The 21521-nt window shown below is 65.5% G+C and carries 20 protein-coding genes and 1 riboswitch; of the genes, 9 read left to right on the top strand and 11 right to left on the bottom strand.

Features of this window, described 5'->3' with window-relative positions:
* Positions 1-11 precede the first annotated feature (11 nt).
* The 5 genes from DK926_RS11795 to DK926_RS27260 all read right to left on the bottom strand — a co-directional run bounded on the left by DK926_RS11795 (position 12) and on the right by DK926_RS27260 (position 4954).
* A complete protein-coding gene (locus DK926_RS11795) occupies positions 12-1139 on the bottom strand; it encodes a glycosyltransferase family 4 protein (RefSeq protein WP_114330665.1) in 1128 nt (375 codons plus the stop codon).
* A 14-nt stretch (positions 1140-1153) separates the two neighbouring features.
* Entirely contained in the window at positions 1154-2455 is a 1302-nt protein-coding gene (locus DK926_RS11790) for a basic secretory family protein (RefSeq protein WP_243636760.1), read from the bottom strand.
* 19 nt (positions 2456-2474) lie between these two features.
* Entirely contained in the window at positions 2475-3533 is a 1059-nt protein-coding gene (locus DK926_RS11785; protein WP_114330664.1) for a C40 family peptidase, read from the bottom strand.
* 377 nt (positions 3534-3910) lie between these two features.
* Positions 3911-4486 (bottom strand): C40 family peptidase, encoded by a 576-nt coding sequence (locus DK926_RS11780; protein WP_207890800.1) that lies wholly within the window; start codon positions 4484-4486, stop codon positions 3911-3913.
* A 19-nt stretch (positions 4487-4505) separates the two neighbouring features.
* A riboswitch (cyclic di-AMP (ydaO/yuaA leader) is annotated at positions 4506-4665 on the bottom strand.
* A gap of 115 nt (positions 4666-4780) precedes the next feature.
* The gene (locus DK926_RS27260; protein ID WP_347812641.1) at positions 4781-4954 is read right to left on the bottom strand and encodes a hypothetical protein; all 174 of its coding nucleotides are present in this window, start codon (positions 4952-4954) and stop codon (positions 4781-4783) included.
* Positions 4955-5211: 257 nt separating this feature from the next.
* On the opposite strand from DK926_RS27260, the gene DK926_RS11770 reads away from it, so the two are divergent.
* Both DK926_RS11770 and DK926_RS11765 read left to right on the top strand, forming a co-directional pair.
* Positions 5212-6936 (top strand): DEDD exonuclease domain-containing protein, encoded by a 1725-nt coding sequence (locus tag DK926_RS11770; protein ID WP_114330555.1) that lies wholly within the window; start codon positions 5212-5214, stop codon positions 6934-6936.
* Positions 6937-7006: 70 nt separating this feature from the next.
* Positions 7007-7282 carry an Lrp/AsnC ligand binding domain-containing protein gene (locus DK926_RS11765; RefSeq protein WP_068420632.1) on the top strand — a complete coding sequence of 92 codons (276 nt, stop codon included), beginning with the start codon at positions 7007-7009 and terminating at the stop codon, positions 7280-7282.
* A 12-nt stretch (positions 7283-7294) separates the two neighbouring features.
* On the opposite strand, the gene trpD is transcribed toward DK926_RS11765, so the two are convergent.
* Together trpD and DK926_RS11755 are read right to left on the bottom strand one after the other, a co-directional pair.
* Positions 7295-8368 (bottom strand): anthranilate phosphoribosyltransferase, encoded by a 1074-nt coding sequence (trpD, locus tag DK926_RS11760; protein ID WP_114330554.1) that lies wholly within the window; start codon positions 8366-8368, stop codon positions 7295-7297.
* Positions 8369-8445: 77 nt separating this feature from the next.
* Positions 8446-8925 carry a hypothetical protein gene (locus DK926_RS11755; RefSeq protein ID WP_174551330.1) on the bottom strand — a complete coding sequence of 160 codons (480 nt, stop codon included), beginning with the start codon at positions 8923-8925 and terminating at the stop codon, positions 8446-8448.
* Positions 8926-9076: 151 nt separating this feature from the next.
* Between DK926_RS11755 and DK926_RS11750 the strand changes: the two genes are divergently transcribed.
* From DK926_RS11750 to DK926_RS11730, 5 genes are all read left to right on the top strand, one after another.
* The gene (locus tag DK926_RS11750) at positions 9077-9688 is read left to right on the top strand and encodes a heme-copper oxidase subunit III (protein ID WP_068420627.1); all 612 of its coding nucleotides are present in this window, start codon (positions 9077-9079) and stop codon (positions 9686-9688) included.
* A gap of 95 nt (positions 9689-9783) precedes the next feature.
* The gene (locus DK926_RS11745; protein ID WP_084423497.1) at positions 9784-10662 is read left to right on the top strand and encodes a cytochrome c; all 879 of its coding nucleotides are present in this window, start codon (positions 9784-9786) and stop codon (positions 10660-10662) included.
* Positions 10659-11861, top strand: coding sequence for a ubiquinol-cytochrome c reductase iron-sulfur subunit (locus DK926_RS11740; RefSeq protein ID WP_261768631.1), 1203 nt, complete (start codon positions 10659-10661; stop codon positions 11859-11861). The genes DK926_RS11745 and DK926_RS11740 overlap by 4 nt, the downstream gene beginning before the upstream one ends.
* Entirely contained in the window at positions 11858-13618 is a 1761-nt protein-coding gene (locus DK926_RS11735) for a cytochrome bc complex cytochrome b subunit (protein WP_068420621.1), read from the top strand. The genes DK926_RS11740 and DK926_RS11735 overlap by 4 nt, the downstream gene beginning before the upstream one ends.
* Positions 13619-13791: 173 nt before the next feature.
* A complete protein-coding gene (locus tag DK926_RS11730) occupies positions 13792-15414 on the top strand; it encodes a RecQ family ATP-dependent DNA helicase (RefSeq protein ID WP_114330663.1) in 1623 nt (540 codons plus the stop codon).
* Positions 15415-15481: 67 nt separating this feature from the next.
* Here DK926_RS11730 and DK926_RS11725 read toward each other — a convergent pair whose 3' ends face one another.
* Positions 15482-15898 carry a cytochrome c oxidase subunit 4 gene (locus DK926_RS11725; RefSeq protein WP_068420619.1) on the bottom strand — a complete coding sequence of 139 codons (417 nt, stop codon included), beginning with the start codon at positions 15896-15898 and terminating at the stop codon, positions 15482-15484.
* 18 nt (positions 15899-15916) lie between these two features.
* On the bottom strand, positions 15917-16993 hold the full coding sequence (locus tag DK926_RS11720) for a cytochrome c oxidase subunit II (protein WP_068420617.1): 1077 nt from the start codon (positions 16991-16993) through the stop codon (positions 15917-15919).
* Positions 16994-17213: 220 nt separating this feature from the next.
* On the opposite strand from DK926_RS11720, the gene asnB reads away from it, so the two are divergent.
* The gene (gene asnB, locus DK926_RS11715; RefSeq protein ID WP_114330552.1) at positions 17214-19139 is read left to right on the top strand and encodes an asparagine synthase (glutamine-hydrolyzing); all 1926 of its coding nucleotides are present in this window, start codon (positions 17214-17216) and stop codon (positions 19137-19139) included.
* An 89-nt stretch (positions 19140-19228) separates the two neighbouring features.
* Here asnB and DK926_RS11710 read toward each other — a convergent pair whose 3' ends face one another.
* Positions 19229-20203 carry a carbohydrate kinase family protein gene (locus tag DK926_RS11710; RefSeq protein WP_114330551.1) on the bottom strand — a complete coding sequence of 325 codons (975 nt, stop codon included), beginning with the start codon at positions 20201-20203 and terminating at the stop codon, positions 19229-19231.
* Positions 20204-20350: 147 nt separating this feature from the next.
* Positions 20351-20701, bottom strand: a complete 351-nt coding sequence (locus DK926_RS11705) for an iron-sulfur cluster assembly accessory protein (protein WP_068420611.1) — start codon at positions 20699-20701, stop codon at positions 20351-20353.
* Between the two features lie 159 nt (positions 20702-20860).
* Here DK926_RS11705 and DK926_RS11695 point away from each other — a divergent pair, with 159 nt between their 5' ends.
* Complete coding sequence (locus DK926_RS11695; protein ID WP_114330550.1) at positions 20861-21520, top strand: DUF3043 domain-containing protein; 660 nt, start codon at positions 20861-20863, stop codon at positions 21518-21520.
* The last annotated feature ends 1 nt before the right edge of the window (position 21521 follow it).

Raw genomic sequence — 21521 nt, 5'->3', positions numbered from 1 at the left:
GCACGGGCGCATCAGCGCATGAACGAACGGAGACGCTGGGCCAGAGTGTCCCAGCGCCACTCTTTCTCGACCCAGGCCCGGCCCGCGTTGCCCATCGATGCAGCGAGGGTCGGGTCGGCGAGCAGACGCACCAGCGCATCGACGATCTCCTGCGTCGATCGACCGTCGACGACGTATCCGGTCTTGTTCTGCTGCACCGTTTCCGGTGCGCCGCCGGACATTCCGGCCACGACGGGTACACCCGTCGCGGACGCTTCGAGGTAGACGATGCCGAGACCCTCGACGTCGAGTCCGGCACCACGAGTCCGGCTCGGCATCGCGAAGACGTCGGCGATGGTGTGGTGTGCGGCGAGTTCCGCGGACGGCACCGTGCCCGTGAAGATCACGTGCTTCTCGACGCCCGCCGTGCGCGCGAGTTCGCGGAGCGCGCCCTCGTACGGGCCGCCGCCGACGATCACCAGGACGGCACCGTCGACGCGCTCACGCACCGCGGCGATCGACCGAATCAACATGTCCTGCCCCTTGCGCGGAACGAGGCGTGACAGGCAGAGAACGGTGGGCCGATCCCCCAATCCGTAACGCGCACGGAGCTCTTCACGCGCACCGGGGTCCGGTGCGAAGCGTGTGGTGTCGACGCCGGGCGGGAGGTGTTCGAGAGCGGCCTGCGCGCCGAACGCCGACGCGAATCGCTTGCGCGTGTACTTGCTGACGTACGTGACCGTGTCGACGGAGTTCCCGATCAGTCGAAGCGTGCCTCGCCCGCCGGGCACCATCGACCAGCCCACCTCGTGGCCGTGGGTGCTCGCGAGAATCGTCTCGGCACCCGCACGTCGCAGCACGGGCGCCATGACGGCGAGCGGCGCTGCAGCACCGAACCAGACGCTGTCGCATTCGTGGGACTGGACCAACGACGCGGCACGACGGGCGACGAGCGGCGTCGGCAGCATCAACGTCGTGGGGTGCCGGACCACCTCGAAGGGCTGGCGTGCATCGAACTTCACGTGACTGTCGCCGCGCCACCGCGGGGCGTAGACCACCAGTTCCTCGGCAGGTAGCTGACTGGCGAACGTGTGCAGGTAGGACTGGATCCCACCGGGCCTGGGCGGAAAGTCGTTCGTCACCAACAAGGTCCGACGCATCGCTCGAGCGTAGGTCAACGTGACTGCGTCGCCACCCACGACCCCCACTGATCAACGACATCGTCGGTCCCGGTACCGAGCACCTCGGAGAACACTCGGTCGACGTCGGCCGCCGACTTCGGCCCGTCGGCCATTCGCTCGTACAGCGACCGGAGTGCGTCCTCGCCGAACCGCTCGGCGACGAACGCCGCCACCGACCACGCCGCTTCGTACGCCAATGTCGACCGCGTGCCGCCCGCGGTGAAATCGCCGTCCACCGGCAGAACCGTCGGCGGTCCCCCGACCGCGACCAGCCTGCTCAGTGTCGGCGCGAGTTGTCCGAACGACGCGCCCGTGTCGCGGTAACCCGAGTAGTCGGCGAATCCTTCGAGCATCCACATCGGAGATCCGTCGACCGTGGTGGACCTGGCGGCGACATGGGTGAGTTCGTGACGCAACACCGATCGTGTCGTGAACTCGGTGAGCCGGTCGGATGCGGCGGGCCCGAACACCACGCGTTGCCCGGCGACGGGTCGGCCCGGGTCGACCTTGTCCGACATCGAGACCGCGGCGACGTTCGCACCTGCGGCATTCTCCCCCACCACCGCGGCAAATTCCTCCGGCGAGCCGGTGACGAACACGACCGCGGCGCGACGCCACTCTTCACCCCAGAAACCGGAGACGGCGTCGATCGCGCCGGGAAGCTCGCGCGCGATTGCGCCTGCGAGCGCCGTCTGCTCCGGATGAGCGACGACGACGGACGTGCCGCCTGCCGTCGAAACCTGCGTCGTGGACACCGGTCCGAAATCCCACGGCCCACGCCACGTGTGTCGGTCGATCCCGGCGACGTCCGCATCGGAGACGATCCGCCATCGGTCGCCGCGCTCGGCGACCAGCAGTGACACCGGCCTGCGCGTCGGGACGTCGTCGGTGCCCTCGATCGAGTAACGGAGAACGACGGACGGCGCCCAGACATCTGCGGCGTTCAACGGCGACGCCACCTCGGACGGGACCGGTGTTTCCGGTTCGTCGACGAGTTCGTATCCCCAGTCCGACAGCGGAACGCCCGAAAGGTTGTCGGCGCGGGAGATCTGAGCCTGCAGGAACTCCGGCGCCGCCGCGGGGTCGACCAGATCGGCCAGCGCGGTGGCGTCGTTCGTGCGCACGGCGTCGGCCCATCGATCGAGCAGCTGTTCGACGCCTTCTCGTCGTTGTTCCTCGTACGGATTCGCAGGCGGCTCCCCGGCGGGCGACGCGGGGGCGTCGGCCACCGGTGCACTGCACGCTGTCAGCAAGGCCATCGCGACGACGACGGCCGCGACCCAGGAACGGGTCACGGCCGATCGGAGTCGTCGATCAGTAGCGACGGGCACCGTAGAACGGGAACGAGGCCATCGACTGCACCTTGACGGGCACGCCGAACGTCGACGCGTGCAGCACGTTGCCGTTGCCCGCGTAGAGCCCCACATGCGAGGCATCTGGATAGAACAGCACGACGTCGCCGGGCTGAAGATCCTTCTGGTCCACCGGCGTTCCGCCTTGGGCCTGAGCCTGGCTGGACCGTGGAAGCGTCTTGCCGACCTGCTTGTAGGCCCACACGACCAGGCCCGAGCAGTCGAACCCGTCGGGACCCGTCGCGCCCCAGACGTACGGCTTTCCGATCTGCGTCATGCCTGCTTGCAACGCCGCGATTCCCGATCCCGGGACGAGGTTCTGCAGGATCTTGTTCAGATCGAATCCGGGAGGCAGCGGGGTCCCAGCCAGCTCGGCCTGCTGGTCGCTCGACAGCGCACCGTACGCGGCCATGACGTCGGCCATCTGGCTCTGCAGTTCGCTCTGCTTCGCTTGGAGGTCGTCCGAGACCATCTTGGCCTGCTCTGCGGCCGTACGCGCGGCCTCCGCGGCCTGCTCGGCCGCCTGCTCGGCAGTACGTGCGTCCGAGGTGGCTTGTTTGAACTGCTCGACCTGGCGGGCAGTCTCGGCAGAGATGACGTCGAGAGCCGACATCTGGTCGAGTAGCTGCTGCGGGGAGTCGCTCACCATGACCGCGAAGAGGCGGTTGGTTCTTCCACCCTGGTAGTTGACGTTCGCGACCTTGTCGATCGCCGGCTTCAACTGCGCGAGTGCGTCTTCCGCCGCCTGCAGCGCCACCCGATGGGTGTCCACGGAGGCCTCCGCGTCGCGCTGGGCCGCAGTCTTGGCGTCCAGGTCGATCTGAGCGTTGTGCAGGGCCTCGGTGGTCTGCTCCGATTCGCGAGACAGGTCGGCGAGGCGGGTCTGAGCATCGGTCGCGCTGCCGATCTGCGGCTGCGCGTGCGCGATCGCCGTCGGGCTCGCGAGGAGGCACGCAGCCAGAGCAGCGGTCAGCACAGCGCGTTTGGAACGAGTGACGCGTTTGACGGTCGGTGTCGCCACGAGGAGGTGACTCTCCGTTCTTGCCGAGACCACCGGATCGAACCGCGCAAACGGCCCCTCGGTGGGGATAACAATTCGAAAACGAACCATACCCACGGACTAGGTCTTGTGGACAGGTTTGACGTCGGCAATTCGCCGGAATTCCCGCACGAACGGTACGTGAATTCCTGACGAACAGCTTTGCCAGGCTACGAAAAGACGGGATTGCTGTCCATTCGATGCCGAATCGTTGTGACAACCCACAACTTTCCGGCAGGCCGTGACACTGTCGTGTCACGAGGCCTCACACGACGAGAGCAGCACCGGACATCACGAGCCGGTGGGCTCGGTTCCGATGCTGCTCGTCGGTAGATCATGCTGGCGTCCGGTAACAGACGTCAGTAGCGGCGCGCTCCGTCGTACGGCATCGACGCGACCGGTGCGACCTTGACCGGAACACCGGACGTGGACGCGTGAACGACGTTGCCGTTGCCGACGTAGATTCCCGAGTGCGATCCGCCGTAGAAGGAGATCACGTCACCGGGCTGCAAGTCGGACTGAGAAACAGGAGTTCCTGCTGCTGCCTGGTCGTAGCTGGTGCGCGGCAGGCTGATACCGGCCTGCTTGTATGCCCACTGCACGAGACCCGAGCAATCGAAGGAGTCGGGGCCCGACGCACCGTAGACGTACGGGGCACCGATCTTGGACTCTGCGGCCTGAACGGCCTTGGCGGCGGGCGTGACCTGCGGAGCAAAACCTGCGGGAGCACCCGGCAACGCGGGCGCCCTGGGCAGGCCCGGGAGCTCGGTCGGAAGCTGAATGCCCGGGATTTCCGGAACTTCGAAGGTTCCGACGCCGGGGATGGTGATGGGGGCCGCCATTGCGGGAGCAGCGGGAAGGACCACTGCGCCGGCTGTGATCGCGCCGGCTATGAGGACTCGACGCAATGAACGGGTTGAAGTGTGTGACGCCACGAGAAGGGGTTGCTCCGTTTCTTCCACTCATCCGCCGACCGAGTTAGCTGACGGGTTCGGGCTGGGAAGATCAGCCCTACCCACCGGCACGCGGTAGCGATTCGGCGGGATTCACCCCAGTGGAAATCGGGTTCCCGGTTCGGGGCTCTCACGAGGTCCCGATTAGGCGGTGACTTGCGACGCCACTCCGGTGTGGATTGGCGAGACTCCGCAAGGTCTCAGGAAGGTTACGAAACGGCATACGTCCGTGTCGACCCCGACGCGCCGGGCAAGCCCTATTAGTTCCGTTTTCGACTACATCGCTTGCTGGTCGGCCTCATGGTCACGGGGCGGTAACGACGAGCTGTCCATCGGCTGATCGTCGTCCGTCACCAGACGCAGACGGGGTACGAGACCGACGTCCGCGAGGACACCCATCGCACCGAGTTCTTCCTGGTCGATGTCGATTTTCGAGGTACGCGAGCGCACGTCCACACGCTCCCCGGAAGGCCACCCCGGCGCCCCGAGAAGGACCGTGACAACGCAGTCCGCGCACGCGATGTCGCGGACCTTGCAATCACTGCAGTCGACAATCATGTGATCCTCGTCTCTTTCATCGTTCGAGCGTCGTCCACAGGCCCGATTCGGCCGTCGAGAGGGAACCTAGCGACGCCCTCCGACACCTTCGGCGACGACGGGTCTCGAGCCCGCATGTTGTCGGTGCTTCCGTCTAGCGTCCAGATCTTGTGAGCCTTCCGATCCAGCTGACGTTCGACGAACTGGACACCCCTCTGCACGACACGACGTTCGTCGTCGTGGACCTCGAGACGACGGGCGCCAGCGCGGACACCGAAGCGATCACCGAGATCGGCGCCGTGAAGATTCGGGGCGGCGAGGTCGTCGGCGAGTTCGCGACGCTCGTCGATCCCGGCCGATCGATCCCGCCGTACATCGTCGAACTCACCGGCATCACGACCGCGATGCTGATCGGCGCACCACGCATCGAACGCGTGCTGCCCGCGTTCCTCGAATTCGCCCAGGGCGCAGTGCTGGTGGCACACAACGCGAGATTCGACATGGGCTTCCTGCGGGCTGCCGCCAGCCGTCTCGACGTCGCCTGGCCCAAGTTCTCGGTCCTGTGCACGGTCAAGCTGGCGCGACGCGTCCTCACCCGCGACGAGGCGCCGTCGGTCAAGCTTTCGGCGTTGGCTTCCCTGTTCCAGGTCAGCACTCGGCCCACCCACCGCGCTCTCGACGACGCACGCGCGACCGTCGACGTCCTGCACGCGTTGATCGAACGCGTCGGAAACCAGGGCGTGCACAGTTACGCCGAACTGGTCGACTACCTGCCGAACGTGTCGTCGGGCCAACGGGCGAAGCGGCACCTCGCCGCCGGCCTGCCGCGGACGCCCGGCGTGTATCTGTTCAAGGGCCCGGGAAACGAGGTGCTGTACGTCGGCACGTCGACCGATCTGCAGCGCCGTGTCCGCAACTACTTCACGGGCTCCGAGACTCGTGGACGCATGAAGGAGATGGTCGACCTCGCCGTCGGCGTCGATCACGTCGAGTGCGCCCACGGGCTCGAAGCCGGAGTGCGCGAACTCCGGCTTCTGAGTGCCCACATTCCTCCGTACAACCGGCGTTCGAAGTTTCCGAAGAAGGGGTGGTGGATCACGACCACCTCGGAGGCTTTTCCTCGTCTGTCGGTCGTCCGTGTACCCACGCCCGGCAGTTTAGGTCCGTTCACGGCGCGAGCCGACGCGGCCGATGCTGCGGCCCTCGTGGCGGAGTACGCGGGAATTCGTACGTGCACCCGCAGGCTCCCCGCGTCGAAGCTGCACGGGGGTGACTGCCCGCCGACGGCGGTCGGTGGATGCGCAGCCGCGTCCTCGGGGCTGCTGTCGGCCGAGGAGTACGCGTCGTATCCCGAGAAGTTCCTGGCTCTCGCAGCAGGTCTCGACGACTCCGTCTTGCTCGCCGCTCGAGCGAAGGTCACCCGGCTGGCGGACTCCGAGCTCTTCGAGTCCGCGGCGCGCCTGCGCGACCGTCTCGCAATCCTCGCCGACATGCTCGCGCGGATGCATCGGCTCGCGGCCGTGGCGGCGATCGCGGAACTCGTGGCGGCCCGACGAACACCCGAGGGTGGGTGGGAGCTCGCGGTCGTCCGCTACGGCCGCCTCACCGGCGCAGCCGTGGCGCCTCGGCGTGTACACCCGATGCCCGTCGTCGAGGCCATCACGGCCTCCGCCGAAACGGTGGTCCCGGACGACACACCGCTGCGCGGCGCGTCACCGGAAGAAGTAGGCCTCATCGCGCGCTGGCTCGACTCCGACGGCGTCCGCATAGTCCGCACCACCGACGGCTGGATGTCGCCCGTCCACGGGGCAGGCAGCTGGCGAGAGTGGTGCCGCACCGCCCGAGAGGTCTCACGACGCGAACACCGTGCCTACGACGACGTCCGACATCGGTGACGGGCCCGCCCTCTAAGCTCGTCCACGTCACGTGCGACCGACGTGTACCCATCGTTCGTGGAGGAGCCCAATGATCAACGCCATCGTCATGATCGACGCCGAGGCGAACGCCATCCCCGAGACCGCTCAGGCGGTGGCCGACGTCGCAGGCGTCACCGAGGTGTATTCGTGCGCAGGCGACGTCGACCTGATCGCGATCGTGAAGGTGCGCGATCACCAGCAGATCGCCGAGGTCGTCACCGGAGGCATCAACAAGGTGCCGGGCGTACTGAACACCGCGACGCACATCGCGTTCCAGTCGTATTCGAGCGCCGACGTCGAAGCAGGCTTCTCCATCGGCGAGTGAGCCGGGTAGTCGTCAGTCCAACTCGTTGGACCGCGTCACCCATCGGGCCAACAAATCCGTGGCTGCACCCGAGTCGATCGCCGTCGCCGCGCGAGTGAGCCCCGACGCCACCGCGGGGACCAACCCGTCGGCGTTCAGCCCGTCGGTGATTCCGCAGTGAGCCGCCAGCGCGGCAGCAGCGTTCAGCAGAACCGCGTCGCGCACCGGCCCGGTCTCCCCCGCGAACACCGCCCGCGCGACGCCTGCGTTGTACATCGCGTCACCGCCGCGCAGCGCGTCGATGGGTACGAGGTCGAGTCCGAAGTCCCGTGGGTCCAATGTCGTGGCCGTGACCGACCCGCCGGACACAACGTGCACGGTCGACGTCGTCGACAGCGTGATCTCGTCCAGGCCGTCGTCGCCGCGCACCACCAGTGCGCTGGTGCCCCGTTCGGCGAACACCCCGGCCACCACCGACGCGAGGGACTCGAACGCGCAGCCGATCAATCCGGCCCGAGGACGGCCCGGATTCGTCAGCGGTCCGAGCACGTTGAACGCCGTCGGGATCCCGATCTCCTTGCGCGCCGGGCCCGCGAAGCGCAGTGCCGGGTGGTAGACGGGTGCGAAGCAGAAGCCGATCCCGACGTCGCGAACAGTCTGCGCGACACCGTCCGGCCCCAGCCCGAACTTCACGCCGAGCGCTTCGAGCACGTCCGTCGTACCGCTCTTCGACGACGCGGCCCTGTTTCCGTGCTTGACGACGGGCGCGCCTGCCGCTGCGACGACGACGGCGGCCATCGTCGAGATGTTGACCGTGTCGGCGCCGTCGCCGCCCGTGCCGACGACGTCGACCGAATTCGGCTCGCTCGCAACGAGATTCGCATGCGCAAGCATCGAGTCCGCGAGGCCGCGAACCTCGGCGGACGTCGGACCCTTCATCTTGAGGGCGACACCGAAGGCCGCGATCTGCGCCGCAGTCGCGTTGTCGGACATGATCTCGTCCATCGCCCAACCGGTATCGGCGGCCGACAGATCGGTCGACGACGTCAACGCGCCCAGAATCGACTTCCACGTCCGCTGCGATTCGCCGGCCTTCGGATCGGTCATGTTCTCCCCGTGTCTTCCTGCGCTGACGGCTGTTCGGGCCGACGCACTCGACCCTCTGTCGTGCGCACGAAGCTTAGCTAGGCGCGCTCGGTCGCATCGGCACCAGGTTGCAGCGCATCCCACCCGAGAACGATCCCGCCCCGCCGCTGAGCCAGACCCGCCATTCGCGACCGTTCCTGCGAGCAGTGCAGCGCATCGACGATCTGCACTCGCTGCAATGTCACCGACACTCCGTCCTCGACCGGTAGGCGTCGATCTGCATCGTCGATCGTGATCGTGGCCGCCGGTTCCACGAGCGCGTAGCCGTCCTGCGCCGCGATCGCCGCCGCGTCGGACACCGTGTCCGACGGCAGCACCAGATGGTGACGAAGCACCGCCTCCTTCGTCGCGACGAAACCGCCGTCGTCGGTTCCTCGGTCGAGTGCGGCCGAACAGGATTCGGCGTCGTCGAACGAGGACGCCACTACCACCAGATCGTCGCGAGTGGGGTCCAGAGGCACCGTCTTCGAGCGCGAGAACAACCGCCGGAACCAACCACCACCATCGTTCGTTGACATGAGGCAAGCCTTGCACGACACCGGCCCACCGAGTCGTCCACAGGGCCTGAACTGCGCCTTTCGCGAGAGCGTCGACGGCGCCCCTCGATTCGACGCGCCAAGACCGGACCCGGGTATGCGTTCGGTACTACGGGCAGTCATACTTCTTTCTGTGACGAGCGCTGTAGGGACTCAAGGATCGGCAATCACCCAACGCGTGCACTCGCTGAACCGTCCCAATATGGTCAGCGTCGGCACCATCGTGTGGCTGTCGAGCGAACTCATGTTCTTCGCTGGACTTTTTGCGATGTACTTCGTCGCGAGAGCACAGGCGAATGGAAACTGGCCACCGGAGCCGACCGAACTCAACCTCGCGTTGGCCGTACCGGTCACCGCGGTGCTGATCGCGTCGTCGTTCACCTGCCAGCTCGGCGTCTTCGCCGCCGAGCGCGGTGACGTCTTCGGGTTGCGCCGCTGGTACATCATCACCCTGGCCATGGGCGCATTCTTCGTGCTCGGCCAGGGCTACGAGTACTACCACCTGGTGCACGAGGGCACGACGCTGTCGTCGAGCGTGTACGGATCGGTCTTCTACATCACGACCGGTTTCCACGGACTCCACGTCATCGGCGGTCTGATCGCCTTCGTCTTCCTGATCACGCGAACGCTGGTCAGCAAGTTCACGCCCGCGCAGGCTACGGCGGCGATCGTGGTGTCGTACTACTGGCACTTTGTCGACATCGTGTGGATCGCACTGTTCGCGACCATCTACTTCATTCGCTAACGCGCATGAGCTGTAATTCAGTTTTCACTTCGCCAGCGGACGTTCGGTACCAGCCCCCGACGTTCAGTCCGTCCCGACACGACAAGGGATAGAAGATGAGTTCATCTCCCCCAGCAGCACCCGGTGACAGCACCAGCGGATCCGCATCTGCCGGATCTCCGTCGGCCGTGAAGAGCCGGCGTCAGCGCAAGGTACGCCGCCGCGTCACCGGCGCCCTAGTCCTCATGATGGGACTCATCAGCGCGGGGTTCCTCGCTTCTGCCCTGACTCCCACCCCGCAGGTCGCGACGGCCGACGAGGACTCGGCCGCGCTGATCCGCGAAGGCAAGCAGTTGTACGACACGTCGTGTGTCACGTGCCACGGCGTCAACCTGCAGGGTGTGCAGGACCGCGGACCCAGCCTCATCGGTGTCGGTGAAGCAGCCGTCTACTTCCAGGTCTCGTCGGGTCGTATGCCTGCGGTGCGCAACGAAGCCCAGATCATGCGTAAGCCACCGAAGTTCGACGACAAGCAGGTCGACGCACTCGGCGCCTACATCCAGGCCAACGGCGGCGGCCCGACCGTCGTCCGTGACAGCAACGGCGAGATCGCACAGTCCTCGCTCGCCGACGGCGACATCGCCCGCGGTAGCGAGCTGTTCCGTCTCAACTGCGCGTCGTGCCACAACTTCACCGGTGAGGGCGGCGCACTGTCCTCCGGCAAGTTCGCTCCGGCTCTCGGGCCCGCGAGCGAGCAGCAGATCTACACCGCGATGCTCACCGGACCTCAGAACATGCCGAAGTTCTCCGATCGTCAGCTGACGCAGGAGGAGAAGGTCGACATCATCTCGTACGTCAAGTCCGCCCAGGAGACCAACCCTCAGGGTGGTTGGGGCCTCGGTGGATTCGGCCCCGGCACCGAAATGATCGCCATCTGGGCCATCGGAATCGCTGCCGTCGTCGGCGCAACATTGTGGATCGGAGCAAGGTCATGAGCGACGGCGAGTCCCGGCGCACCGACAGCGGACACGGCGACGCCACCAAGGGCGGACCGGTGGACGTGAACAAGAAGTACACCGACGAGGAACTCGCCGGTATGACCCGCGACCAGCTCGTCGAACTCGGCACCAACCTCGACCACGTCGACGTTGCGTACCGCCGTGACCGCTGGGCCGTCAAGGGCACCCGCGCCGAGAAGCGTGCCGAGCGAGGCGTGGCCGCGTGGTTCGCACTCGCGGGCATCTCGGCCGTCGCGTTCATCGCGATCTACCTCTTCTGGCCGTGGCAGTACGCAGGCCGTGGCGAGGAGAACTACGGCTTGTACACGCTGTACACCCCCCTCATCGGTCTGACGATGGGTCTGGCGATTCTGGGTGTCGGCGTCGGTGCCGTCCAGTTCACGAAGAAGTTCATCCCCGAAGAGGTCTCCATCCAGGATCGTCACGACGGCGGTTCTTCCGAGGTCGACCGCAAGACGGTCGTCGCGGAGCTGGGCGACTCGTTCGAGACGTCGACGCTGGGTCGCCGCAAGGTCATCAAGCGCTCGCTCGTCTTCGGCGGCGGCGCACTCGGAGTCATGGCTCTTCTGCCGCTGGGTGGACTCGTGAAGAACCCGTGGGCGGAAGGTGACAAGTCTCCGCTCTGGGTTTCCGGATGGACCCCGCGCTACCCTGGTGAGACGATCTACCTTCGGCGCGACACCGGTCGTCCCCACGACGTCGTTCTGGTGCGTCCCGAGGATATGGATGCCGGAGCCATGGAAACCGTGTTCCCCTTCCGCGAAGCCGATCGCGGTGACGATCACGCACTGCTCGCAGGACTGCGTGGAATTCGCAACTCCGTCATGCTCATCCGTCTCCGCACGGAGGACGCCGACAAGGCCATCAAGCGCAAGGGCCAGGAGAGCTTCAACTACGGCGATTACTTCGCCTACTCGAAGATCTGCACCCACCTCGGTTGCCCGACGTCGCTGTTCGAACAGCAGACGAACCGAATCCTGTGCCCGTGCCACCAGTCGCAGTTCAACGCCCTCGAATACGGCAAGCCGCTCTTCGGCCCCGCCGCTCGCGCGCTGCCGCAGCTGCCCATCACGGTCAACGAGGAAGGCTTCCTCGTTGCCAACGGTGACTTCATCGAAGCCCTCGGACCCGCCTTCTGGGAGCGTCCGAACCGCGAAGCGGAGAGTGAATCATGAGTCCTTCACTGCAAACCCTCGCAGCCAAGCAGGCAGACGACGTCGACAGTCGCTACCACTTGGCGCCGGGCCTGCGTCGGCAGATCAACAAGGTCTTCCCGACGCACTGGTCGTTCCTGCTCGGTGAGATCGCCCTGTACAGCTTCGTCATCCTGCTGATCTCGGGTGTGTTCCTGACGCTGTTCTTCGACCCGTCGCTCAGCGAAGTCGAATACAACGGCATCTACGAGCCGCTCCGCGGTGTGACCATGTCCCGCGCGTACGAGACGGCATTGAACATCTCGTTCGAGGTCCGCGGCGGTCTGTTCATGCGACAGATTCACCACTGGGCCGCCCTGATGTTCGCCTGCTCGATCATCGTGCACATGCTGCGCATCTTCTTCACCGGTGCGTTCCGTCGCCCGCGTGAAGCGAACTGGGTCATCGGCTGCCTGCTGCTGATCCTGGCGATGTTCGAAGGCTTCTTCGGATACTCGCTTCCCGACGACCTGCTGTCCGGCACGGGCCTGCGCGCCGCGTTCTCGGGCATCACGATGAGCGTCCCGGTCATCGGTACCTGGCTGCACTGGCTGATCTTCGACGGCGACTTCCCCGGCACGATCATCATCCCGCGCCTGTACGTCGCGCACGTTCTGTTGCTTCCCGCGATCATTCTCGCGCTGATCGCCGCTCACCTCGCGTTGGTCTGGTACCAGAAGCACACGCAGTTCCCCGGACCCGGCCGTACCGAGAAGAACGTCGTCGGCGTGCGCATTCTCCCGGTCTTCGCCGTCAAGTCCGGTGCGTTCTTCGCCGTGACGTTCGGTGTGCTCGCTCTCATGGGTGGCCTGCTGCAGATCAACCCGGTCTGGAACCTCGGCCCGTACAACCCGGCCCAGGTCTCGGCTGGTTCGCAGCCCGACTTCTACATGATGTGGACCGACGGTCTGGCACGTCTGTGGCCCGCGTGGGACATCTACATCGCGAACCGCTACACGATCCCCGCGGTGTTCGCCGTCGCGGTCATCATGGGCTTGGTGTTCACGGTCATGATCGCCTACCCGTGGATCGAGAAGCGTCTCACCGGAGACAACGCTCACCACAACCTGCTGCAGCGTCCGCGCGACGTTCCGGTCCGCACCGCCATCGGCGCAATGGTTCTGGCGTTCTACATCGTTGCGACGCTGTCCTGCATCAACGACATCATCGCGTACAAGCTCGATATCTCCTTGAACGCGATGACGTGGATCGGCCGTATCGGAATCCTGATTCTGCCTCCGATCGCGTACTACGTGGCCTACCGCTTCTGCATCGGTCTTCAGCGGAGCGACCGTCAGGTGCTCGATCACGGAATCGAGACGGGCATCATCAAGCGTCTGCCTCACGGCCAGTACGTCGAGGTGCACCAGCCGCTCGGCCCGGTCGACGATCACGGACACCCGATCCCGCTCGAGTACCAGGGCGCTGCAATTCCGAAGAAGATGAACAAGCTCGGTTCTGCCGGCAAGCCCGGTTCGGGTTCGATGTTCCGTCCGGATCCGGTTGCCGAGAGCAAGGCACTCGAAGAGGCCATCCACCATGGCGAGCTCGAGCAGCTCGCGATGCTCCGCGAATACCAGGCAGGTATTCACGGAAACGGCTCGAACGGCCACGGTTCGAACGGCAACGGCCACGCCACCAATGGCAACGGCCACGGTTCGAACGGCCACGCCGCGCAAGACGGCGGCACGGCAGGCGAGCAGTCGACGGCTCGTCGCGAAAGCGACATCGAGCGCTAGAGCGTTTGCACGACGAAGGGCGGCACCGTTTTCGGTGCCGCCCTTCGTCGTTCCGCTACCCCTCCCCTCCCCCGGCCCCACGAGGCCGAGAGTTCGTCTCCAGCCGTACATTTCGAGCGGTGCCCGCGACGGACCAGGTTTCCGACGGCCGAAGCGCGGGGCATACGGCGAACGTGACCAACGAACGACAACGCATCCTGTCGGTGGCGCGACGCACCCTGGGCCTCGACGAGCTGCGTCCCCTCCAGATCGACGCCGTGTCCGCGCTTCTCGACGGACGCGACGTTCTCGCCGTGATGGCAACCGGATACGGAAAGTCGGCCATCTTTCAGACTGCGGCGGCAATGCTCGACGGGTTGACCGTCGTCGTATCGCCGTTGATTGCACTTCAGCAGGATCAAGTGCAGTCACTCGAAGAACTGGACTCGCCGTCGGCTCCTGTTGCCGTTGCGCTGAACTCGCAGCTCTCCGACGCCGAACGCGAGGATGTGCGCGACCGTCTCGTCGCCGGCGACATCGATCTCCTCTATCTCTCTCCCGAACAGCTGGTGCGCGACGACGTCCTGGCCGCCCTAGCCGATGTCGGTATCGCACTCGTGGCAGTCGACGAGGCGCACTGTGTGTCGTCGTGGGGCCACGAGTTCCGCCCCGACTATCTTCGTGTCGGCGAAGCAGTGACCGCACTCGGCCGCCCGACCGTGATCGCGCTGACGGCAACCGCCTCTCCCCCGGTGCGTGACGACATCGTCGAGAAGCTGTCGCTCCGCGATCCGGTCCGCCTGTCGGGTGGGTTCGACCGGCCCGAGATTCGGTTCGAAGTACGCACGCACGCCGACGAGCAGGCAACCGTCGACGCAGCCGTGGAGGACGCGTCGACGCTCGACGGCCAGGGCCTCGTGTACATCGACACGCGCGCCGCGTCGGAAAGCGTGGCCCAGACGCTGACGGCTGCAGGTAGGCCCGCCGCGGCGTATCACGGAGGCCTGAAGCAGGACGACCGTGACCGTGTCGCGAAGGACTTCGCAACCGGGGGCATCGACATCGTGGTCGCCACGTCCGCGTTCGGGATGGGAATCGACAAGCCGGACATACGATTCGTCGTCCACGCGGCGGCACCGGGGTCCGTCGACGCGTACTACCAGGAAGCCGGACGGTGCGGACGCGACGGCCGTGCCGCGCTCGCACGACTCCACTACTACCCGGGCGGTCTGTCGATGCACCGATTCTTCGCGACGCGCACCGTCGACGAATCGCTGATCCGACGCGTCGTGAAGGCTCTCGGCTCGGCGGGGCGCGCCCTTCCGTTGTCCGGGATCAAGGACCGACTGAAGAACAAGTCACGCAAGCTGACCATGGTGATCAACCTGTTGGTCGAGTCAGGCGCGCTCGAACGCACCGAGTCCGGGTTGGTGCCGGTCGGTGACATGAGCGCGAAAGAGGCCATCGCCGAAGCGAGATCGTTGACCGAGGCCGAACAGAAGTACGCACGTTCCCGCGTCGACATGATGCGTGGCTACGCCGAATCCACTCGGTGTCGTCGACGGCACATCCTGGAGTACTTCGGCGAGGAGCTCGGCTCCCCGTGCGGCAACTGCGACATGTGTTCCACCGGGGCCGAATCGGAGGACATTCCCGACGGGAGGTTCACGTTGGGCGACGTCGTCGAGCATCCCGACTGGGGCAAGGGAACGGTCAGCGCCGTCGAATCCGACCGCATCACAGTGCTGTTCGACGACGAAGGTTACAAGACGTTGGCGCTGAGCGTGATCGGCGACGACCTCGACAAAGCCGGATAGCGCCCTCTACGCCGCGAGCGCCGATCCCAATCGGGATCGGCGCTCGCGGCGTGAATGCGGTTGTGTGTCAGTGCTTCTCGGGTCCGACGTGGTACTCGAAAACCAAGCCCGCGGCAGCCGACAGAATCAGCACGACACCGAAGGCGATGAGCCACCAGAGGAAGAAGGCGAAACCGATCGCGGTGACCGAGGCGGCGCCGGCGAGCAGGATCGGCCAGAAACTGCCCGGGCTGAAGAAGCCCAGATCGCCTGCGCCGTCGCTGATCTCGGCGTCGTCGAAGTCCTCGGGACGAGTATCCAGACGACGAGCGACGAACCGGAAGTAGGTTCCGATGATCAGCGTCAGGCCGACCGACAGGGCGATGGCTGTGACACCGGCCCACTCGACGCCGGTCCGCGAGAATCCGGTGAAGAGGGCGTACACGATCCCGACCAGAAGAAAGAAGACAGTCAGGATCTCGAAGATCTTGGCTTCGATTTTCATATCAGCAGTCTCTCTTGGTCAGTTGCCGTCGGCGACGGATTCGGATCTGACGGTGCGGTCCGTGTAGAACGGCGTGGTGCTGGTTGCGATCGGATCCTGACCGATTGCTTCCAGAGCCTGTGCGTTGGTCAACGCCTGGCCACCTTCGGACAGCGGCTTGCGCAGTTCGATGTACTCCTGGAAGTCGTCCGGAGACACCGCGCGAACCTCGAAGTTCATCATCGCGTGGAAGGTGCCGCACATTTCGGTGCAACGACCGACGAACGCACCCTCACGCTCGATCTCGGAGATCTGGAAGACGTTGTCCGAGTGGTTTTCCTTCGGGTTCGGGAGAACGTCGCGCTTGAAGAGGAACTCGGGAACCCAGAAACCGTGGATGACGTCCGACGACGCGAGTACGAACTCGATGCGCTTACCCGTCGGGAGAACCAGAACCGGAATCTCGTCGCTGGTTCCGACCGTCTCGATCTTGTTGTAGCGCAGGTAGGACAGGTCCTGCGGGCTCGCGCCGTGGATCGCGCCGGGAACGAACTCGCCGTCTTCGCTGCCCTCGGCACCCTCACCCGGCGTGGCGCCGGCCTCGGCTGCGGCCTGCTCTTCGAGGTCGGTGCCGTCGTACTTGGCTTCGCCGTCCTTGAGATCGACGGTCTGGTAGCCGAACTTCCAGTTCCACTGGTAGGCCGTGACGTCGACGGTCACGTCGGGGTCCGGGGTCTTCTCGTCGACGTAGTTCTGCACGACGACGGTGAAGTAGAACAGAACCGCGATGATCACGAACGGAACGGCCGTGTACGCAAGTTCGAGAGGCACGTTGTATGCCGTCTGACGCGGGAACTCGGGTGAATCCTTCTTCTTGCGGTGGAAGATGACCACCCAGAAGATCAGAGCCCACACGATGATGCCCATGATCAGGGCTGCCACCACGGACCACGTCCACAATTCGCGAATCGACTTACCCTGGGGCGTGACCCCCATGGGGAATCCGAAGCGCAGGACATCGTTGTCGATGGAACAGCCCGACAACAGCAACGCGGCAACGCCGAGAAATGCTGTCAGCCCAGCTCGCCGAAGGATCCGACTCTGCGCCACGTTCACGCCTTCCTGATCGTTCACCACTGAAGAATGAGGGCGTCCACATGCAGATGCCCATGTACTACGCAGCGTAGACCAAAGGACCCGTGAGGCCACTGTCGGGTCGTTACCTTGCGCGCGCCGTGTCTGCGGCATACTCGGTCATCGGCGCCGGCGGGCTCGTGAGAGCCAGGTCGGTGTAGGCGAAGAATCCATCGATCTACGAAACGAGGTAGTAGGCGCTGTGTGTGGACTACTCGGTGTACTCACGTCGGCCGGCACGGACGGTGCGGGAGTGGACCTTGTCTCCTCCGCTACGCACTGTATGCGTCACCGCGGACCGGACGAACCGGGGACGTGGCACGACGACGACGTCATCTACGGCTTCAACCGCCTGTCGATCATCGACATCGAGCACTCGCACCAGCCGTTGCGCTGGGGACCGGCCGACAATCCGACGCGCTACGCGCTGACGTTCAACGGTGAGATCTACAACTACCTCGAGCTCCGGGAGGAGCTGACGCGCGAGCACGGCGCCGAATTCTTCACCGAGGGTGACGGCGAGCCGATCGTCGCCGCGTTCCACTTCTGGGGCGCCGACGCCGTTCGCAGGCTTCGCGGCATGTTCGCGTTCGCGATCTGGGACACCGAGACCCGCGAGCTGTTCCTGGCACGCGATCCGTTCGGTATCAAGCCGTTGTTCCTCGCGACGGGCCCCGGTGGCACCGCATTCGGCAGCGAGAAGAAAAGCCTGCTCGAACTGACCGCTCTCGTGGGTATCGGCACCGACGTCGATCCGCGCGCGACGGAGCACTACACCGTCCTGCAGTACGTCCCGGAGCCCGAGACGCTGCATCGCGAGATCCGCCGTCTCGAATCGGGCTGCTACGCGACCCTCTCCCCCGGTTCCGAACCGAAGGTCACGCGCTATTTCACGCCCAAGTTCCCGGTGAAGCCGTTCGCGGCAGGTTCCGACGCCGCACGCTACAAGGAGATCGCGAGCGCGCTCGAGGACTCCGTCGCCAAGCACATGCGCGCCGACGTCACGGTCGGTTCGTTCCTGTCCGGCGGCATCGACTCGACGGCCATCGCCGCGCTCGCGATGCGTCACAACCCGAACCTGATCACGTTCACCACCGGGTTCGAGCGCGAAGGATATTCGGAGGTCGACGTCGCCGCCGAGTCGGCCGCCGCGATCGGCGCGCGCCACGTCGTCAAGGTCGTCGGTCCGGAGGAATTCGCGGCGTCGATTCCCGAGATCGTCTGGTATCTCGACGATCCCGTCGCCGACCCGGCGTTGGTGCCGTTGTACTTCGTCGCGAAGGAAGCTCGAAAGCACGTCAAGGTCGTGCTGTCCGGCGAAGGTGCAGACGAGCTCTTCGGCGGCTACACCATCTACCGGGAACCGTTGTCGCTGAAGCCGTTCGACTACTTGCCGAAGGGGCTGCGTCGAGCAGCGGGCGCGTTGAGCGAGCGGATCCCCGACGGAACCCGCGGTAAGAGCCTGCTCCATCGCGGTTCGATGACGCTCGAGGAGCGCTACTACGGAAATGCCAGGAGCTTCGGCGACGCGCAGCTCCGGGCAGTGTTGCGGGACTTCCGTCCGGAATGGACGCACACCGACGTGACGGCACCGATCTACGCGCAGTCGCAAGGGTGGGATCCCGTCGCGCGCATGCAGCACTTGGACCTGTTCACGTGGCTGCGCGGCGACATCCTCGTCAAGGCCGACAAGATCACGATGGCAAATTCGCTCGAGCTCCGCGTGCCGTTCCTCGACAACGAGGTCTTCCGCGTCGCCGAGCAGCTGCCTCTCGATCAGAAGATCACCAAGGACACGACGAAGTACGCGCTCAGGCAAGCGCTCGAGGGCATCGTGCCGGGGCATGTGCTGCACCGCGCCAAGCTCGGCTTCCCGGTGCCACTGCGGCACTGGCTACGCGGCACCGAACTGTTCGATTGGGCCCACCAGCAGATCGCCGAGTCCCAGACCGATCACATCCTGAACAAGGCGGCCATCACGTCGATGCTGAACGAGCATCGCGAAGGCAGGTCCGATCACAGCCGTCGACTGTGGACGGTGTTGATCTTCATGGTGTGGCACGGAATCTTCGTCGAGAAGCGCATCGTGCCGCAGATCGCGGAGCCGACGTACCCCGTCAGTCTCTGACCCCGAGAACATCCTCCGAATCCTCGGAACATCGATGGGCCGCGGCACCTCCTGGGAGGATGCCGCGGCCCATCGATGTTGCGGAGCGATCAGGCGGGCAGCAGCGCGCCGACCTCGTCGGCGGCGACGGAGCCGTACGCCGCACCCAGACGCTTCAATGCATCGTCACGCGTGAACTTCCACTCCTGCGTTCCTGTGGTCTCGAGCACCAGGACGGCGACCAGCGAGCCCAGCTGAGCGGCCCGCTCGACGGACGCGCCCGCGCGGTGCGCAACGAGGAAGCCTGCGCGGAAACCGTCGCCGACGCCCGTCGGGTCGACCTTGCTGGTTTCGGGCACGACGTCGACGTGGGTACGGACGCCGTCGGCGGTGACGATCTCGACGCCCGACTTTCCGAGCGTGGTGACGCGAATGCCGACCATCGACGCGATGTCGTCCTCCGACAAACCGGTCTTCTGGCGCAGCAGGCCCCACTCGTACTCGTTGGTGAACAGGTACGCGGCGCCGTCGACGAGCTGTCGCGCTTGATCGCCGTTCAGACGGGCCAGCTGCTGCGACGGGTCGGCGGCGAAGGGGATGCCCGCCTCACGGCACTGCGCGGTGTGCGCGAGCATGGCGTCGGGATCGTTGGCTCCGACGAGGACGAGCTCGACGCTCTTCCCCGACGCCACGTCGCCGATCGAGATGTTCCGTGCCTCGCTCATCGCGCCCGGGTAGAACGACGCGATCTGGGCCATGTCGTCGTCGGTGGTGCACACGAAGCGGGCCGTGTGCGCAGTCGTGGAGACTCGAACGCCCGAGCAGTCGACACCGTTGGCTTCCAACCAGGATCGGTACTCACCGAAGTCGGGTCCGACGGCCCCGACCAGGAGCGGGGATCCTCCGAGTACACCGAGCGCGTAGGCGATGTTGCCGCCGACACCGCCCTTACGGATGACGAGGTCGTCGACGAGGAAGCTCAACGAGATGTTCGAGAGCTGGTCTGCGACGAGCTGCTCGGCGAACTTACCCGGGAACCGCATCAGGTGATCGGTCGCAATGGATCCCGATACCGCGAGTGTCACGTACTTGGGCCTTTCGGTCGTTGTCGGTGCGGAATCCACCGTACTCGGCGGTCACCCGCACGGAGTGCAGAACTGGGCCCCGAACAGCACTAAGACCGGTACCCACCCTCGCGGGCGAGTACCGGTCGTAGTTCGGGGTCGTTCAGATCAGTTGAACGAATCGCCGCAGGCGCAGGAGCCTGTTGCGTTCGGATTGTCGATCGTGAAGCCCTGCTTCTCGATCGTGTCCACGAAGTCGATGGACGCACCTTCGACGTACGGAGCGCTCATCCGGTCGACAGCCAGCGTGACTCCGTTGAAGTCCACCGCGAGGTCGCCGTCGAGGCTGCGATCGTCGAAGAAGAGCTGATAGCGCAAGCCGGCACAGCCACCGGGCTGAACGGCGATACGCAGCGCGAGGTCGTCGCGGCCTTCTTGATCCAGAAGCGCCTTGGCCTTCGACGACGCTGCCTCTGTCATCGTGACCTTGTGCGCAATGGTCTCGTTCGAGACGGTCATGGGCTCTCCCTGTCAGTCGTACAAACCCGTGAACGTCTCAACCGTACTCCGCGCGCTCCTATTCCTCACAGTCCACGTCGTCTCGAATTTCACCTCGAAACCAGACCAGTCTGCGTGGCCGGTGTTCGTGCGGCCGTCGACAGCCGATAACCTGGGGGTGTGAAGTTGCTACGCCGCGGAAACTCCGACAATCCGGACGATCGCGATTCCCAGTCCGCCGAGTCCTCTGCACCCACCGAGGACTCGTCGTCGAACGTCTCCTCGGGCAAAGGCCGTCCGACGCCCAAGCGCCGCGAGGCCGAAGCGAGGCGTCGCGGTCCCGTGGCTCCTCCTCCGATGACGAGCAAGGAAGCCCGCGAGCGCCGTAAGGCCAACCGCGGCACGAAGGAAGATCGCAAGAAGGCGTCGGCCGAGCGCCGCGCCGCGTCTGCCGACCGCCGTGAGCGGATGCTCGCGGGCGAGGACAAGTACCTTCTCCCCCGCGACAAGGGCCCGGTCCGTGCCTACGTTCGCGACCTCGTCGACGCACGCCGCAACCTCGTCGGGCTGTTCATGCCGATGGCGCTGCTGCTCATCTTCGCGCTGTTTCTGAACCCTGCCGTTCAGGCGTACGTGACGCTGGCGATGTTCGTAATGATGCTTTTCATGGTCATCGAGGGCGTCTTCATCGGCCGACTCGTCAACAACCGCGTCCGCGCACGGTTCCCCGACACTCCCGACGGCGGATTCAAGCTCGGCTGGTACGCCTTCGTACGCGCGTCGCAGATCCGCAAGATGCGTGCACCGAAGCCTCGCGTCGAACGCGGCGCGGCTGTCTGAT

The sequence above is a fragment of the Rhodococcus sp. Eu-32 genome (genome assembly GCF_003336925.1).
GTDB classification, from domain to species: Bacteria; Actinomycetota; Actinomycetes; order Mycobacteriales; family Mycobacteriaceae; genus Rhodococcoides; species Rhodococcoides kyotonensis_B.
The sequence above is the reverse complement of the archived record's forward strand: the minus strand, read 5'-3'. Positions and strand labels throughout refer to the sequence as shown.